Raw genomic sequence first — 14,239 nt, forward strand, 5'->3', positions numbered from 1 at the left:
CCGCTGGCGTAACCCGCCACTTCCTTTTCTGCGATGACACATTGGTGGATTACGCTTCGCTAATCCACCCTGCGGGTCCCTGCTTGCCTATTTCTTGGTGTTCGACAGCTTCTCGCTGGCGGCCTTCATATCGACGCCGCTCTTCGTCAGCAGGGTCTTGTCGCCGCTGCTGAAGGTGAAGGTGTCGGCGCCCGCGCTGATGCCGTTCCATGCGACGGCCTCGCCGAGGGACAGATACCACAGTCCCTGGAATCCGGCCGAGTTGTTGAGCCGTCCGGTCCAGACGGTGGTCGACCCGCAGCCGAGGTAATTCACCGAGAAGCTGATCGCGGTGCCCGTATTGCCTTAGGCCAGCCAGCCGGTCACGCCCTGGGGCTTGCCTTCATCGCAACTGCTCGCTGCATTGTTGGTGTAGGTCCCCGCGATCGCGCCCGTGTTCTGGTTGAAGCTGGTGATGGCCAGGGTCGAGCCATACTGGTTGGTCCAGGTCCAGTTCACCGACTGCGCACGCGCAGGCAGGGGTCCGATCAGACAGGCCGCCGCAGCGATTCCGAACAGCATTGAATTGATTGGACGCATGAGCGTTTCCCTGCCTGTCTGCTTGACGCTATACGACCTTAAATAACGCTATGAAAAATTACTACTATAAAGTGTGTTAGGCGGCGTCACTATTCCGTTATGCTTTCAACCACCCATTCACCATCTGGAAACGACCGCCGCTTAGAGTTGCCGCCGCTTGCCTTGGGGGTGAGGGTTTTTTTCCATGGTTACGACCGTCGTCGCGCGCCGTTGCGCGATGTTTTTCTTTGCGCTGTCGGTCTGTGTCGCCGGCGCCCGTCATATAACCGAGGCTCATGCGGCCGGCGCCCTTGCCGTTGGCAAGTGCGGCGCGTATGGCCAGGCCTATGATTACGGCGCCGAGCACGAGGCACGTGCCGCCGCTCAAAAGCAGTGCAAGGGCGAATGCACGACAGTGACGATGAGGCGGGCCTGTGCGGCCATGTCAGTCGACATGACCAATCCCTGTGGCGCCTATGGCTACGCCGTGAAGCCGAAGATCTCGGCCTCGCTCAATGCCGCGACCCGCGAATGCTACAAATATGGCGGCAAGGAATGCGTGATCCGGGCCTGGGCGTGCGACGCCAAAGGCTAATCAAGGGTCGAACTGCCGTTAGCGCAGCCAGCCCGCGCTGGTTTGTACCAGCTTGATCGGCTGCTCCGCCGCGTCCACTGACCAGGGCACCTTGGCTCCAGCGAATTCCGACCAGGCCTTTAGCAGCCGCGCTTCGACGCCGACCGTCGCATGGGCCTGCCAGCCCGTGATCGCCGCCGCGGCCATGCTGCTACCGATCGCGCCGGCATTGACGTCGGCGAGCAGCGACGACGTCGTCGCCATGTCGTTGTAGATTCCGAGCTCCTGCTGCAGATCCGCGAGCTTGCGCGAGAAGCGCTTTGCGGATTTGCCGTGCCCGCAGAGCGGCAGCAGGAAGTCGGCGAAGTAGCGCAGCTTCTTCGCGGCGAGGCGGACGCGGTGCCGTTGCTCGGTCGTGAGCGATTTGAATCTGCGGCCGCGCTTCAGCACCTTGGCATGCTGCGCCGACAGGATGTTGCGTGCGAAGTTGATCGCCGGCTCCGCCAGTCGCGCCAGGCCTTCGGGAGCAACGTCGCTGCGCCAGCCGCGCGCTTCGATAAAGGCGCCGAGCCGGATCACGAAATACTGGCAGCGTCGGTCGGCGAGGGCGAGGCGGGCCGCATCGTAACAGGCTGCGCGACGTTCGTCTGCGAGCGCGCCGAGCGTGTCGAAGCCGGTGACCGACGGACAGCCGTCCGCGACGGTTCGCAACGTCTCCTGCCGGAACACGTCCCAGTCACGCGCGCCGGCGAGACGTCCCGCAAGCCATTTTGCTTCAGCGCGCATCAGGTCGAGCTTGGCAAGCGATACCACCGACCGCATCAGGTCGAGCGCGGAGCGCAGGCGGCGCAGCGCGACGCGAAGCTGGTGCATCCCCTCGGGGTTGCGACCGTCCTCGGCTGGGGGCAACGACTGGAGCAAATGCAACAGACAGGATCGCAGGATCTCGGCGAAGGCGTCGTCGAGGGCGATCGATGGATCGGGACGAAGCTTAGGCGGCTTCGGGGTCCGCGGCGGCGCATCGACCGCGAGGTCAAATCCGCGCGCCGATTTTGTCCGGATCGACGGTTTCACGGAACCATGCTCGGCGAGCCGCAGTGCGAGCTCCCAGATCGCGGACGGGCTGCCGCTCCTGAGCTCCAGCTCGATCTCGCTGACCGGCAACGAGCGATCGCCTGCGGTCAGATGGCCATGATCAAAGGCGAGTTCGACCGTGCCCGACGGCAAGTCGATGAGGCGCTGATGCCGGTGGATGTCGCTGCTGAAGACGGCTTCGACCGGGTGACGCTCCAGCTCAGTGCGCAGCTTGTCCGACACCAGCGGCATGGCCAGCGCGATGTCGGGCGCCATCGACGGCACGGCTGCCTCCCACTCGCCACGTCGCAGCGGATCGTTGCTGGATTCCGTTTTCACGGTCTGCGTGAATCGCGTGCCGCTTTGGCGCACCCTGAAGCTGAATCCGTCACGCCGAAGCGCGCGCTTGGGCGTATCGTAGTAGACAGCCTTGAGATGCTTGCGCGTCCCCTTGTTGCGCGCATTCGCTGCGATGATCGGCGCATTGTTGAAATCCGCCAGACGATCGGAAGCCACGAGCAGCTTGAGTTCGATTTCGCTCGCGTGAGGCGCAACATCGCGGGGCGAAGAGACATCCGGCGTCGTCGCTTCGGCGCCGATATCCTCGGCCGGCAGGCCGGCGGGACGTGGTTCACTGCGCGGGGGCTCGATGTCGGAGATTTTGGAACCAGGTTTTTGTTCCGCAGCGGAAGCCCGGGCGTCCTTGATTGCAACGTGCTGGTTGTTTGACCCGGCGAGACGCCGCACCGGTTCGAGTGCTCGCTTGATGGCGCCGGTTTCGGACATTGGTAGCTTTATGTCAGTTCAGTGACTGGGCATCGACGTATATCCGACTTGACCGGCGGAGAGAAGCATAGCCGATCGCATCCCGCATTGAAATTTCTGCGCTGTGATCGCTCGGAGAATTCGCGTTACATTTCATCAGCAGTCGCAGCGCTCGGGATTTTCTTTTCTTTCCAGACGCTTGCCAGATGCTTGGATGTGCGCGGGGAGAATTCATGCAGTTCGATACCAAGATCGCCGTTGTCATTCGCAACGACCTCCAGGCCTGGCAGAAGCTCAATGTTGCGTCGTTCCTGACAAGCGGCGTCGCGGCTGCCTTTCCGGAGTGCATCGGCGAGGCCTATGAGGACGCTTCAAGCACGAAGTATCTTGCGCTGATCGGCCAGCCGATCCTGATCTATGGTGCGGATGGTCCGGCGTTGTCGCGCGCACTCGATCGCGCACTCACGCGCAACGTCACGCCGGCGGTCTATACCGAGGACATGTTCAAGACCACGCATGATGCCGCCAATCGCGAAGTCGTGAGGGCGGTCGCGCGCGGCGATCTCAATCTCGTCGGCATCGCAATGCGCGCCGAGCGGAAGCTGATCGATAAGATCGTCGACGGATTGAAGTTCCATAGCTGACGCCAAGCGCGCTCTGCGCTCTGCGCTGCCAGGCGCGCTCTTCGCTGCCAGGCGCGCTCTGCGCTGCCACGCGCGCTCTGCGCTCCGCAGCGCGACCAATAAACCTGCGTTGTTTGACTCCAATCAAGTGAGAGCTGTGCGGCATTGCTAGTCTACTTGCGTCATGCAATGGAGCAGAGCAATGCCGACCATGAAAGCCGCTGTTGTCAAACAATTCGGCAAGCCGCTGTTGATTGAGGATGTACCGGTACCGCAGCCCGGTCCCGGTGAAGTCCTGGTCAAGGTAAAGGCCTGCGGCGTTTGCCACACCGACCTGCACGCCGCTTCGGGCGACTGGCCGGTCAAGCCGGTGCCGCCGTTCATTCCCGGCCATGAAGCCGCCGGCATCATCGCGGCGCTCGGGCCCGGCGTCAAAAATCTGAAGGTCGGCGATGCCGTCGGCGTCGCCTGGCTGCACGACGCCTGCATGAGTTGCGAATATTGCGAGACCGGCTGGGAGACGCTGTGCGAGCATCAGCACAACACCGGCTACAGCGTGAATGGCGGCTTTGCCGAATATGTCATCGCCTCGGCGGCCTTCGCGGCGAAGCTGCCGCCGACGATCGATTTCGCGGCCGTCGCGCCGATCCTCTGCGCCGGCGTCACCACCTACAAGGGATTGAAGGAGACGGACGCGCGACCCGGGGAGTGGGTTGCGATCTCGGGCGTCGGCGGGCTCGGCCATGTCGCGATCCAGTACGCCAAGGCGATGGGGCTCAAGGTCGCGGCCGTCGATATCGCCGAGGACAAGCTGAAGCTCGCGCGCGAGACTGGCGCCGATCTTGCGGTCAACGCGCTCGCAAAAGACGCCGTGGACAAGGTGCTGACGGCGACCGGCGGAGGGGCTCACGGCGTGCTGGTCACGGCGGTGTCGACTGCCGCGTTCGCGCAGGCGCTGAAGCTGGTGCGGCGGAAGGGCACCGTCAGCCTCGTCGGCCTGCCGCCGGGCGAATTCCCGACGCCGATCTTCGATGTCGTGCTCAAGCGCATCACCGTGCGCGGCTCCATCGTCGGGACCCGCAGGGATCTCGACGAGGCCATTGCGTTCGCTGCCGACGGCAAGGTGAAAGCCGAGGTGACGAAAGTGCCGCTTTCGCAAATCAACGACGTGTTCGAGCGGATGAAGGCCGGCAAGATCGAGGGCCGCATGGTGCTCGACTTTGGCTAAAGCGTGTTCGAGCGCCTCAACCGGGCGGCATCCTCTCGAATTTCGTCAGGCCGGAATCGAGAGGATCCCAGTCATACGCACGCACGGCGTAGGTGACCGCTTGCGGCTTGTAGCGGGTGGGCTCGTCGAGGCTGGTGGCGCGGATGGTGAAGATGTCTGGCATGGCCTTGAAGGTCATGTAGACAGCGACGCCGCATTCAGGGCAGAAGGCGCGCGTCTTCACGTTGCCGCTGTCGCCGGTCATGTCCCATGTCTTGGCCTTGCCCGTCACCGTGACGCCGGCGCGCGGGAAGGTGGCGTAGGAGCCGTGGCCGGTGCCGCTTTCGCGCTGGCAGTCCCGGCATTGGCAATGATTGGAGAACATGGGCTCGCCGACGACAGAATAGCGGATCGCGCCGCAGGCGCAGCCGCCGGTATAGGGCTTGGTCATCGCAATAACTCCTCAACTGTCTTCGCCGCTGATTTCGTCGAGCTGCCGGATCACCTTCTTCCAGCCGCCACTCATGACGGTGTAAGCACTGTCGTTCCTCGGCATGACGAAGCCGGCATGAACCAGCTGAATGCGCGTGCCGGCTTCGACGGGGGTGAGGGACCAGGTCACGACAGTGTCGAGCGGCGCGCCGTAGCCAACGTTACGCTCGTCGCCGCCCTTCCAGGCGTAGACCAGACGCCTGTTAGGGACGACTTCCAGAACGCGGCAATGGATGACGCCGTCCCAGTGGCCGCCCGGCTTGGTCTGGTAGGTGAAGACATTGCCTTCGACAGCCTCGAAGCCGGTCGGCGGCATCAGCCAGCGCGCGATCAACTGGGCGGATGTCAGCACCTTCCAGACCGTCTCCGGCGCGTGAGGGAGCACCTCGTCCATCACGATATCTTTGGTTTCGGCTTTCAACGCGGCTGCATTCACGGGTCGATCTCCTTCAAGAGGTCACGCAGGTTCTGGAGGCGCTCGCGCCAGAAGACACCGTAATGATCGATCCAGGTCACAAGCGGTTCGAGTCCTTGCGGCGCAGCGCGGTAATAGACGTTGCGGCCTTCGGCGCGCTCGGCGACGAGGCCCGCCTGCTTCAGCGATTTCAGATGTTGCGAGATCGCGCCCTGCGTCACCCCGCTGCCGCGCGTCAGCTCGGCGACGCTGATCTCCTTGCTGTCGAACACCCGCTCGAACACCGCGCGTCGGGTCGGATCGGCGAGGGCGCGCATCACGGCGGTGACGGGATGGGGGGCGGCTTCGATCATGTCAATCAATTAGCGGGCGCTAATGCATTAGTCAATACTAATTCGTTGTGCCGGGGAATGGCCCAAGTCTCATTGACATTGACTGACTAGTCAGTCATAAATACAGCATGACAAAGAAGTTCAGCAAAGCGGCTACGGCCAAAACAGAGACGCGCAATGCGGAAGCCGGCGACGAAGCCGCGCCGGTGTCGAACCGGGCCACGCGCGCGGCGGAGCGGCGCGATGCGATCGTCGCGGCGGCGATGGAGGAGTTCATCACGCGCGGCTTTGCCGCGACGCGGCTCGACGACATCGCCAGGCGCGCCGGCGTGGCGAAGGGCACGATCTACCTGCACTTCAAGGACAAGGAATCGATGTTCGAGGAGCTGGTGCGCACCGTGATCGTCCCGGTGGTGGCGAAGCTGAACGCGCTGCCGCCGCCGACGGGCTCGGTGCGCGATCTGATCGAAACCTTTGCCGGCAATTTTCTCAAAGAGGTGATCGGCACAAGGCGCGGCGATCTCGTCCGCCTGATCGTGGCAGAGGGGCCCCGCTTTCCGGCGGTGGCGGACTTCTACTACCGCGAGGTGGTCTCGCGGGGGATGGCCGGCATGCGCGCGCTGATCGAGCTCGGCATTGCCCGTGGCGAGATCCAACAGGCAAAGCTTGCGCGCTATCCGCAGATCCTGATCGCGCCGGCGATGATCGCGGTGATCTGGCAAAGCCTGTTTGCGCGGCACGCGCCGCTCGACGCGCAGGACATGCTGCGCGTCCATCTCGATTTGATTTTTGGTGAGCGGAGGACGACATGACGTCGTCGCAAAGGATTTTTGCAATCGCATTGGCCACCGTGCTCGCAACCGGACTTGCCGGCTGCAAGGAGAAGCGCGATCCCGGTTTCCAGGGCTGGGTCGAGGCCGACATGATCTATGTCAGCCCGGATGAGGCCGGGCGGGTAACGAAGCTGAACGTCCGGGAGGGTGACGAGGTCAGGGTCGGCGAGCAGCTCTATTCCGTCGATGATGATCTCCAGCTCGCTGATCTCAACCAGAACAAGGCGACACTGGCCAATGCGCAGCAGACCTATGATCGCGCAGCCTCGCTGAGCAAGACCGGTTCGGGCACGCAAGCCAATCTCGATTCCGCCGTGTCGTCGCTGCGTGTCGCGGAAGCGCGGGTGGCAACCTCGGAGACGCGACTAGCGCGCCGCAAGGGTTTTGCGCCTGTTGCAGGCACCATCCAGCAGATCTATTTCCGCGAAGGGGAGATGGTGGCGGCGCAGCGGCCGGTGCTCTCGATCATGCCGCCCGGCAACATGAAGCTGCGCTTCTTCGTGCCGGAAACGGAGCTGCCGAAGCTGTCGATCGGCGACACGGTGCGCATCGCCTGCGACAATTGCGCGGCCGATCTCACCGCCAAGATCTACTTCATCGCGACCACGGCCGAGTACACCCCGCCCGTGATCTACAGCCTCGAAGAGCGCAACAAGCTCGTCTATCTGATCCAGGCGCGGCCGTCGCGACCCGATGCCTTGCGGGTAGGGCAGCCGATCGACGTCTATCTCAACCCGAAAACTCCGGTGGCGGACAAGCGATGAACGATGCGAACGACATCGCGATCGACGTCAAGGGCCTGACCAAGTCGTTTGGCGGCCGCGAGGTCGTGCACGACCTGTCGATGCAGGTGAAGCGCGGCTCGATCTACGGCTTCCTCGGGCCGAACGGCTCGGGCAAGACCACGACCATCCGCATCCTCTGCGGCCTGCTGACGCCCGACAGCGGCGAAGGCACCTGTCTCGGCTACGACATCCTGCGCGATGCCGAAAAGATCAAGCGCAAGGTCGGCTACATGACGCAACGCTTCAGCCTCTACCAGGATCTCTCCGTGCGCGAGAACCTCGAATTCGTTGCGCGGCTTTATGGCCTTGACGACGCGCGCGGGGCTGCGCGCGACATGATCAAGCGGCTCGGCCTCTCGGGCCGCGAGGAGCAGCTCGCAGGCGAGCTCTCCGGCGGCTGGAAGCAGCGCCTTGCATTGGGAGCCTGCACGCTGCCCAATCCGGAATTGCTGCTGCTCGATGAGCCGACCGCCGGCGTCGATCCGAAGGCGCGGCGCGATTTCTGGAACGAGATCCATGCGCTCGCCGCCGGTGGCCTCACCGTGCTGGTCTCGACCCATTACATGGACGAGGCCGAACGGTGCCACGAGATCGCCTATATCGCCTATGGCCACCTCCTGACGCACGGCACGGTCGACGAGGTGATCGCGAAGTCCGCGCTAGTGACCTACACTGTCACCGGCGAGTTGAACGGCCTCGCGGCCCAGCTTGCCGGCAAGCCCGGGATCGACATGGTGGCGCCGTTCGGCACCTCGCTGCACGTCTCGGGCCGCGACATCGCCGCCCTCGAAGCCAGCATCGCGCCGTGGCGCGAGAAAGGTGAGCTGCACTGGCAGAAATCGGCGCCCTCGCTGGAGGACGTCTTCATCGAGTTGATGGGCCGCTCCAAGGACAATTTCCAATGAGCGCTGTCCAGACAACCGGCCCCGCACGGGAGATCCGCGACCGCTTCGGCTTCTGGCGTCGCTCCTATGCCATGATGGCCAAGGAGTTCATTCAGCTTCGGCGGGACCGCGTCTCGTTCGCGATGATCATAGCCATCCCGGTGATGCAGCTTCTCCTGTTCGGCTATGCCATCAACACCACGCCGCACCATCTGCCGAGCGCGGTGCTGCTGCAGGAGGACTCGGACCTTGCCCGTTCGATCCTGAAGGCGTTGGAGAATACCGCCTATTTTCGCTTCGTCTACGAAGTGCACGACGTCGACGAGTTCGACAATTTGCTGAAGTCCGGCAAGGTGCTGTTCGGCGTCGAGATCCCGCGAGGCTTCGAGCGCGCGGTGCGGCGCGGCGACAAGCCGGCGCTGCTGGTTGCAGCCGACGCGACCGATCCGGTCGCCGCAAGCTCCGCACTCGGCTCGCTCGGCATGATCGTGCAGACCGCACTCGCGCACGATCTCTATATCGGCGATCCCCCGGCGATGCCGTTCGAGATCCGCGCCCATGCGCGCTACAATCCGGCGGCGGAATCGCGGCTCAACATCGTGCCGGGACTTGTCGGCACCATTCTCACCATGACGATGCTGATCTTCACGGCGCTGTCGGTGACGCGCGAGATTGAACGCGGCACCATGGAGAGCCTCCTGTCGATGCCGATCAAGCCGGTCGAGGTGATGATCGGCAAGATCGTTCCCTACATCCTGGTCGGCTTCGTCCAGGCCTTCCTGATCGTCAATATCGGAGTGTTCCTGTTCGGCGTGCCGGTGCTCGGCAATCTGTTCCTTCTGGCGGGACTTTCGACCCTTTTCATCGCTGCAAATCTCGCGATCGGCTACACGTTCTCCACCATCGCGCAGAATCAACTGCAGGCAATCCAGATGTCATTCATGTTCTTCCTGCCGAGCATTCTCTTGTCCGGCTTCATGTTCCCGTTCGCGGGGATGCCGGCCTGGGCCCAATATATCGGCGAATGCCTGCCGCTGACGCACTACATTCGCATCGTCCGCGCCATCATGCTGAAGGGCGCCACCATGCCGAACCTGCGGTTCGATACGTTGGCGCTGGCCATCTTGATGCTGGTCGCCATGACCATCGCCGTGACGCGCTTCCGCCGCACGCTGGATTGAGGCACAATAGCTGAGGTCATTCCGGGGCACGCGAAGCGTGAACCCGGAATCTCGAGATTCCGGGTTCGATGCTGTCGCATCGCCCCGGAATGACCCGGGGGAATAATGGTTAGCTTCTTAAGAGCCCGGCAGAGGGCCGTCTTGTCGGAGGAGTTCGAGCGCGAGCTGACGCGCGAAGTGCTGCGGACCGAGCTCTTGCGGGTGCAGGCGCTGATCGCCACGGGCCTCGTCATGCTGGTGTTGCTCACGGCGACTTTCCTGATCGACCCTGCCATCGCGAACCGGATCTGGCGCGGGACGGACGGCATGGTCCGCGAATATGTCCTTGTTGCAGGCTTCCTGCTGTTTGAGGTCTGGGTCCACAGCCAGATCAGGCGAAACCTCAAGCTCGATCGCGACCTGCCGGTGGTCAGGCGCTATATCGGGGCCTTCATCGAAACGTCGCTGCCGACGTTGATCCTGATCCTGCAGATCCGCAGCATGGGCGCTGGGCCCGCGCTCGGCTTCGTGCTGCCGTTCGTCTATTTCATCTTCGTCATTCTTTCGACGCTGCGGCTCGATTTCTGGCTGTCCACCTTCACGGGATTTGTCGCAGCAAGCGAACTGCTGGCGGTCGCGCTGTATTTCGATTCGGCGAACGCCGCGGGCGAACCCTTGATCTACTTCCACACCGTGCGCAGCGCCGTCATCCTGCTCTGCGGCGTGCTCGCGGGCTCCGTCGGCGCGCAGTTGCGGCGGCAATTTGGCGCGAGCATCGCGGCGGCGACCGCGCGCGACCGGGTGACCAACCTGTTCGGCCAGCACGTCTCGCCGCAGGTGGTCGAGCGGCTGATGGCGGAGGGGACCAGCGTCGCCGGCGATATCAGGCGCGTCGCCGTGATGTTCGTCGATTTCCGCGGCTTCACCGCCGGCGCCCAGTCGCGCACCCCGCAGGAGGTCGTCGACCGGCTCGACGGCGCTTTCGCCGTGCTGGTCGATATTCTCGACCGCCATGGCGGCATCGTGAACAAGTTTCTGGGCGACGGATTCCTCGCGCTGTTCGGCGCGCCGCTCGAGGCCTCCGATGCCGCGCATCGTGCGGTCGCCGCAGGCCGCGACATGCTGACCGCGATGGATCACATCAACGCGCAGACGAGCTGGCCGCTGCGCATCGGCATCGGCATCCATTTCGGCGAGGTCGTCGCGGGCAATATCGGATCGCCCAGGCGCAAGGAATATACCGTGATCGGCGACACCGTGAACTTCGCATCGCGGCTCGAGGCGCTCAATAAAGAGTTTGGTTCGCAGCTCCTGATTTCAGCGTCCGTGCGCGAGGCGCTGGGTGAAGACGGCGAGGATGCGGTCGCGCTCGGCGAGGTCACGGTGCGCGGCTATGAACAGCCGGTCGTCGTGTTTCAATTGGGGTGAGGGGATCGCTCGCGTTTCTTTGCAGGCGTGTGCTGAAATATCCAGCCCGGCTTCGTATCTGCTGCATGCGGTATTTTAGTAGCGCTTGACTCCTATCTCATCTAGTCATCTATATGACTATATGAATCCGGCCCCGCGCGACGACCGCCTGCCACGCTACCAGCGCCTGCGCGACGACCTCGCCGCGCGGATCAACCGCAATGAATGGCGGCCGGGCGAGCCCATCCCATCGGAGGCCGAGTTGGCGGCGCATTACGGCGTCGCCATCGGCACGGTGCGCAAGGCGATCGACCAACTCGTCGCGGATGCCGTGCTGGAGCGGCAGCAGGGCCGCGGCACCTTCGTGCGCCGCGCCCGCTTCAACTCCTCGCTGTTCCGCTTCTTCCGTTTCCAGTCCCAAAGCGGCGAGCGGCGGGTGCCGAAGAGCCGCATCCTCAGGCGCAAGAGCGTGCCAGCGACGACGGCGGTCGCCTCAGCGCTGCGCATTCCCGTCGGCGAACCCGTGATCAGCCTGTCGCGCCTGCGGCTGCTCGATGATGTGCCGCTGCTCGCCGAGGAAATCTGGCTTCAGCAATCGCGCTTTGCGCCAATTCTCGAAATCGACACCGCCGAGTTCGGCGACCTGCTGTATCCGCTCTACGAAGAGCGCTGCGGCGAGGTCGTGGTTTCCGCCGAAGAAGTTTTGACGGTCGAGACAGCCAACGAAATGCAGGCCCGGCTGTTGCGCCTCGAGGCGCACGCACCGCTGATCGTGATCGAGCGCCTCGCACTCGATCTGGAACGGCGGCCGATCGAATGGCGCCGCTCGCGCGGGCCGGCGGATCGCTTCCGCTACCACGCCGAGATCCGGTGATGGCGGCCTTCAACGACACCAAGCAATAAACGCGTACAGGGGTAGGAAACATGTCGAACTGGTACAGTGAAAGCTCGCCGCTGGAGCGGCGCACCTTCTGGGCAAGCTTTGGCGGCTGGGCGCTGGATGCGCTCGACGTCCAGATGTTCGGTCTTGCCATTCCCGCGCTGATCGCCGCCTTCGGCATCAGCAAGGCCGATGCGGGCCTGCTCGGCTCGGTCACCCTGTTCTTCGGCGCGTTCGGCGGCTGGCTCGGCGGCGCGCTCGGCGATCGGTTCGGTCGCGTCAAGGCGCTCCAGATCACGGTCGCGACCTTCGCGCTTGCGACCTTCGCATCAGCATTCGCGATGAGCTACACCCAGCTCCTGGTGCTCAAGGCGATTCAGGGCCTCGGCTTCGGCGCTGAATGGGCCTGCGGCGCGGTGCTGATGGCCGAGATCATCCGCCCCGAGCATCGGGGCAAGGCGCTGGGCACGGTGCAGAGCGCCTGGGCCGTGGGCTGGGGCGCGGCCGTGCTGCTGTCCGCGCTGGTGTTCACCTATGCGCCGGCCGATATCGCCTGGCGGATCCTGTTCGCGATCGGATTGTTGCCGGCGCTGCTCATCGTCTTCATCCGCCGCGGGCTGAAGGAGCCGCCGCGCGCTGTCGCCCGGGACGCAGAGGCGCCATTCTTCGCGACGCTCGCCGGCATCTTCCACCGCGACGTGCTGCGCTCGACCCTGGTCGGCGGTCTGTTCGGCATCGGCGCCCATGGCGGCTATGCCGCGCTGACGACGTTCCTGCCGACTTACTTGCGCGAAGTGCGGCACCTCTCGGTGCTCGGGTCCAGCGGATATCTCGCTGTCATCATCATCGCCTTCTTCTGCGGCTGCGTCGCCAGCGGGATCGTCAGCGACCGGATCGGCCGCCGCGCGAACGTGGCGTTCTTCGCCAGCGCCTGCATCGCCACCGTGCTGGTCTATATCTTTGCGCCGCTGACAAACGGCCAGATGCTGGTGCTCGGCTTTCCGCTCGGCTTCTTCTCGGCCGGCATCCCAGCGAGCATGGCGGCGCTGTTCAGCGAACTCTATCCGGCCGGCGTCCGCGGCACCGGTGTCGGCTTCTGCTACAATTTCGGCCGCGTGGTCTCCGCCGCGTTCCCCTTCCTGGTCGGCTTTCTCAGCGATCACATCGGCCTTGGGCCCGCGATCGGCATCGACGCCGCGTTCGCCTATTCGCTGGTGCTGATCGCGGTTCTGCTGCTGCCCGAAACCCGCGGCAAGGTGTTCGAGCAGACTGCGGCCGCGCGCGTTTGACGGGAATGAGGGGTAATCAACATGAAGATAACCGATCGCGGCATGACGCGCCGCCAATTCAGCGCGGGCGCCGCAGCCCTGGCGGCCATCGCGGCTGCGGGCAAAGCGGCAGGTGAGGCGACGATGCCTGTGATCGACACCCACGCCCATGTCTTCCACCACGGACTGAAGCTCGCGCCGGGCCGGCGCTATGCGCCCGACTACGACGCGCCGCTGTCGCTGTATCTGGAACAGCTCGACCACAACGGCATCAGCAATGGCGTGCTGGTGCAGCCGAGCTTCCTTGGCACCGACAATTCCTATCTCGTCGATTGCCTCAAGCAGACGGCCGGCCGCCTGCGCGGCATTGCCGTCGTCGATCCTGCCGTGCCCGCCGAAGAACTGCGTGAACTCGATCGGGCCGGCGTGGTCGGCATCCGCCTCAATCTCGTCGGCCAGCCCTTGCCTGATCTTTCGGCAAGCGAATGGAAGGGACTGCTCGCCAACGTGAAGGCGATGGGCTGGCAGGTCGAGATCCAGCGCAACGCGTCCGATCTCGCCGTGCTCACTCCGCGTCTGCTCGAGCTCGGCGTCACCGTCGTGCTCGATCACTTTGCCCTGCCGGATCCCAAGGCCGGCGTCGCGGATCCCGGCTTCCAATCCGTGCTGAAGCTAGGGGCGACGAAGAACGTGTGGGTCAAGATCTCTGCGCCGTATCGCAACGGCGCGGCAGGCGAGAGCTTTGCCAAGGAGGCCTATCCGCTGCTTCGCAATGCCTACGGCCTCGATCGCCTGCTGTGGGGCAGCGACTGGCCGCACACGCAGTTCGAGGCGACGCAGACTTACGCCAAGAACCGGCAATTTCTCGACACGCTCATCGTCGACGAGCGCGAGCGCGCGCAGGTGCTGGCATCGCCGCGACCCCTTTTCCGCTTCTGAGGCGCGAGCGCGATTGCTCCGATTGCTCTCTATTTTAGGGCAT

15 protein-coding genes and 1 pseudogene are annotated in these 14,239 nt (G+C 64.0%); 11 read left to right on the forward strand and 5 right to left on the reverse strand.

All coding sequences use genetic code 11. The features are described from left to right. Positions 1-87 precede the first annotated feature (87 nt). Positions 88-579: pseudogene (locus ACNJX9_RS16135) on the reverse strand (avidin/streptavidin family protein). A 184-nt stretch (positions 580-763) separates the two neighbouring features. On the opposite strand from ACNJX9_RS16135, the gene ACNJX9_RS16140 reads away from it, so the two are divergent. Next, complete coding sequence (locus ACNJX9_RS16140; RefSeq protein WP_057748850.1) at positions 764-1,153, forward strand: DUF4189 domain-containing protein; 390 nt, start codon at positions 764-766, stop codon at positions 1,151-1,153. An 18-nt stretch (positions 1,154-1,171) separates the two neighbouring features. Here ACNJX9_RS16140 and ACNJX9_RS16145 read toward each other — a convergent pair whose 3' ends face one another. Further along, complete coding sequence (locus ACNJX9_RS16145; RefSeq protein ID WP_439409510.1) at positions 1,172-2,992, reverse strand: CYTH and CHAD domain-containing protein; 1,821 nt, start codon at positions 2,990-2,992, stop codon at positions 1,172-1,174. 212 nt (positions 2,993-3,204) lie between these two features. Between ACNJX9_RS16145 and ACNJX9_RS16150 the strand changes: the two genes are divergently transcribed. Next, entirely contained in the window at positions 3,205-3,615 is a 411-nt protein-coding gene (locus ACNJX9_RS16150) for a DUF2000 family protein (protein WP_271597047.1), read from the forward strand. 181 nt (positions 3,616-3,796) lie between these two features. Continuing rightward, positions 3,797-4,822 (forward strand): alcohol dehydrogenase AdhP, encoded by a 1,026-nt coding sequence (adhP, locus tag ACNJX9_RS16155; RefSeq protein WP_439409511.1) that lies wholly within the window; start codon positions 3,797-3,799, stop codon positions 4,820-4,822. A 16-nt stretch (positions 4,823-4,838) separates the two neighbouring features. Here adhP and ACNJX9_RS16160 read toward each other — a convergent pair whose 3' ends face one another. Genes ACNJX9_RS16160 through ACNJX9_RS16170 form a run of 3 tightly spaced genes read right to left on the reverse strand, consistent with a single transcriptional unit; the run spans position 4,839 to position 6,061 of the window. Further along, a complete protein-coding gene (locus ACNJX9_RS16160; RefSeq protein ID WP_439409512.1) occupies positions 4,839-5,252 on the reverse strand; it encodes a GFA family protein in 414 nt (137 codons plus the stop codon). A 12-nt stretch (positions 5,253-5,264) separates the two neighbouring features. Next, positions 5,265-5,729 (reverse strand): SRPBCC family protein, encoded by a 465-nt coding sequence (locus ACNJX9_RS16165; RefSeq protein ID WP_439409513.1) that lies wholly within the window; start codon positions 5,727-5,729, stop codon positions 5,265-5,267. Continuing rightward, positions 5,726-6,061, reverse strand: coding sequence for an ArsR/SmtB family transcription factor (locus tag ACNJX9_RS16170; RefSeq protein WP_439409514.1), 336 nt, complete (start codon positions 6,059-6,061; stop codon positions 5,726-5,728). The genes ACNJX9_RS16165 and ACNJX9_RS16170 overlap by 4 nt, the downstream gene beginning before the upstream one ends. A gap of 107 nt (positions 6,062-6,168) precedes the next feature. Between ACNJX9_RS16170 and ACNJX9_RS16175 the strand changes: the two genes are divergently transcribed. From ACNJX9_RS16175 to ACNJX9_RS16210, 8 genes are all read left to right on the forward strand, one after another. After that, complete coding sequence (locus ACNJX9_RS16175; protein WP_439409515.1) at positions 6,169-6,852, forward strand: TetR/AcrR family transcriptional regulator; 684 nt, start codon at positions 6,169-6,171, stop codon at positions 6,850-6,852. Continuing rightward, positions 6,849-7,637: an HlyD family secretion protein gene (locus ACNJX9_RS16180; RefSeq protein ID WP_057748833.1), complete on the forward strand. Its 789-nt coding sequence runs from the start codon at positions 6,849-6,851 to the stop codon at positions 7,635-7,637. Before ACNJX9_RS16175 ends, ACNJX9_RS16180 begins: the two co-directional genes overlap by 4 nt. Then, positions 7,634-8,563, forward strand: a complete 930-nt coding sequence (locus ACNJX9_RS16185) for an ABC transporter ATP-binding protein (RefSeq protein WP_439409516.1) — start codon at positions 7,634-7,636, stop codon at positions 8,561-8,563. The genes ACNJX9_RS16180 and ACNJX9_RS16185 overlap by 4 nt, the downstream gene beginning before the upstream one ends. Beyond that, positions 8,560-9,723, forward strand: coding sequence for an ABC transporter permease (locus ACNJX9_RS16190; RefSeq protein WP_439409517.1), 1,164 nt, complete (start codon positions 8,560-8,562; stop codon positions 9,721-9,723). The genes ACNJX9_RS16185 and ACNJX9_RS16190 overlap by 4 nt, the downstream gene beginning before the upstream one ends. Positions 9,724-9,828: 105 nt before the next feature. Further along, positions 9,829-11,130, forward strand: a complete 1,302-nt coding sequence (locus ACNJX9_RS16195) for an adenylate/guanylate cyclase domain-containing protein (protein WP_439409518.1) — start codon at positions 9,829-9,831, stop codon at positions 11,128-11,130. 121 nt (positions 11,131-11,251) lie between these two features. After that, positions 11,252-11,983 (forward strand): GntR family transcriptional regulator, encoded by a 732-nt coding sequence (locus ACNJX9_RS16200; protein WP_439409519.1) that lies wholly within the window; start codon positions 11,252-11,254, stop codon positions 11,981-11,983. Positions 11,984-12,033: 50 nt separating this feature from the next. After that, positions 12,034-13,278: an MFS transporter gene (locus ACNJX9_RS16205; RefSeq protein WP_439409520.1), complete on the forward strand. Its 1,245-nt coding sequence runs from the start codon at positions 12,034-12,036 to the stop codon at positions 13,276-13,278. Between the two features lie 21 nt (positions 13,279-13,299). Further along, the gene (locus tag ACNJX9_RS16210) at positions 13,300-14,196 is read left to right on the forward strand and encodes an amidohydrolase family protein (RefSeq protein ID WP_057748814.1); all 897 of its coding nucleotides are present in this window, start codon (positions 13,300-13,302) and stop codon (positions 14,194-14,196) included. Positions 14,197-14,239 lie beyond the last annotated feature (43 nt).

Source organism: Bradyrhizobium sp. BLXBL-03 (assembly GCF_051853015.1).
Classification (GTDB): Bacteria; Pseudomonadota; Alphaproteobacteria; order Rhizobiales; family Xanthobacteraceae; genus Bradyrhizobium; species Bradyrhizobium manausense.

Bases quoted from the DNA above. Each gene is read 5' to 3' on its own strand.
- ACNJX9_RS16140 (WP_057748850.1), top strand. From the start codon at position 764: ATGGTTACGACCGTCGTCGCGCGCCGTTGCGCGATGTTTTTCTTTGCG.
- ACNJX9_RS16145 (WP_439409510.1), bottom strand. From the start codon at position 2,992: ATGTCCGAAACCGGCGCCATCAAGCGAGCACTCGAACCGGTGCGGCGT.
- ACNJX9_RS16150 (WP_271597047.1), top strand. From the start codon at position 3,205: ATGCAGTTCGATACCAAGATCGCCGTTGTCATTCGCAACGACCTCCAG.
- adhP (WP_439409511.1), top strand. From the start codon at position 3,797: ATGCCGACCATGAAAGCCGCTGTTGTCAAACAATTCGGCAAGCCGCTG.
- ACNJX9_RS16160 (WP_439409512.1), bottom strand. From the start codon at position 5,252: ATGACCAAGCCCTATACCGGCGGCTGCGCCTGCGGCGCGATCCGCTAT.
- ACNJX9_RS16170 (WP_439409514.1), bottom strand. From the start codon at position 6,061: ATGATCGAAGCCGCCCCCCATCCCGTCACCGCCGTGATGCGCGCCCTC.
- ACNJX9_RS16175 (WP_439409515.1), top strand. From the start codon at position 6,169: ATGACAAAGAAGTTCAGCAAAGCGGCTACGGCCAAAACAGAGACGCGC.
- ACNJX9_RS16180 (WP_057748833.1), top strand. From the start codon at position 6,849: ATGACGTCGTCGCAAAGGATTTTTGCAATCGCATTGGCCACCGTGCTC.
- ACNJX9_RS16185 (WP_439409516.1), top strand. From the start codon at position 7,634: ATGAACGATGCGAACGACATCGCGATCGACGTCAAGGGCCTGACCAAG.
- ACNJX9_RS16190 (WP_439409517.1), top strand. From the start codon at position 8,560: ATGAGCGCTGTCCAGACAACCGGCCCCGCACGGGAGATCCGCGACCGC.
- ACNJX9_RS16195 (WP_439409518.1), top strand. From the start codon at position 9,829: ATGGTTAGCTTCTTAAGAGCCCGGCAGAGGGCCGTCTTGTCGGAGGAG.
- ACNJX9_RS16200 (WP_439409519.1), top strand. From the start codon at position 11,252: ATGAATCCGGCCCCGCGCGACGACCGCCTGCCACGCTACCAGCGCCTG.
- ACNJX9_RS16205 (WP_439409520.1), top strand. From the start codon at position 12,034: ATGTCGAACTGGTACAGTGAAAGCTCGCCGCTGGAGCGGCGCACCTTC.
- ACNJX9_RS16210 (WP_057748814.1), top strand. From the start codon at position 13,300: ATGAAGATAACCGATCGCGGCATGACGCGCCGCCAATTCAGCGCGGGC.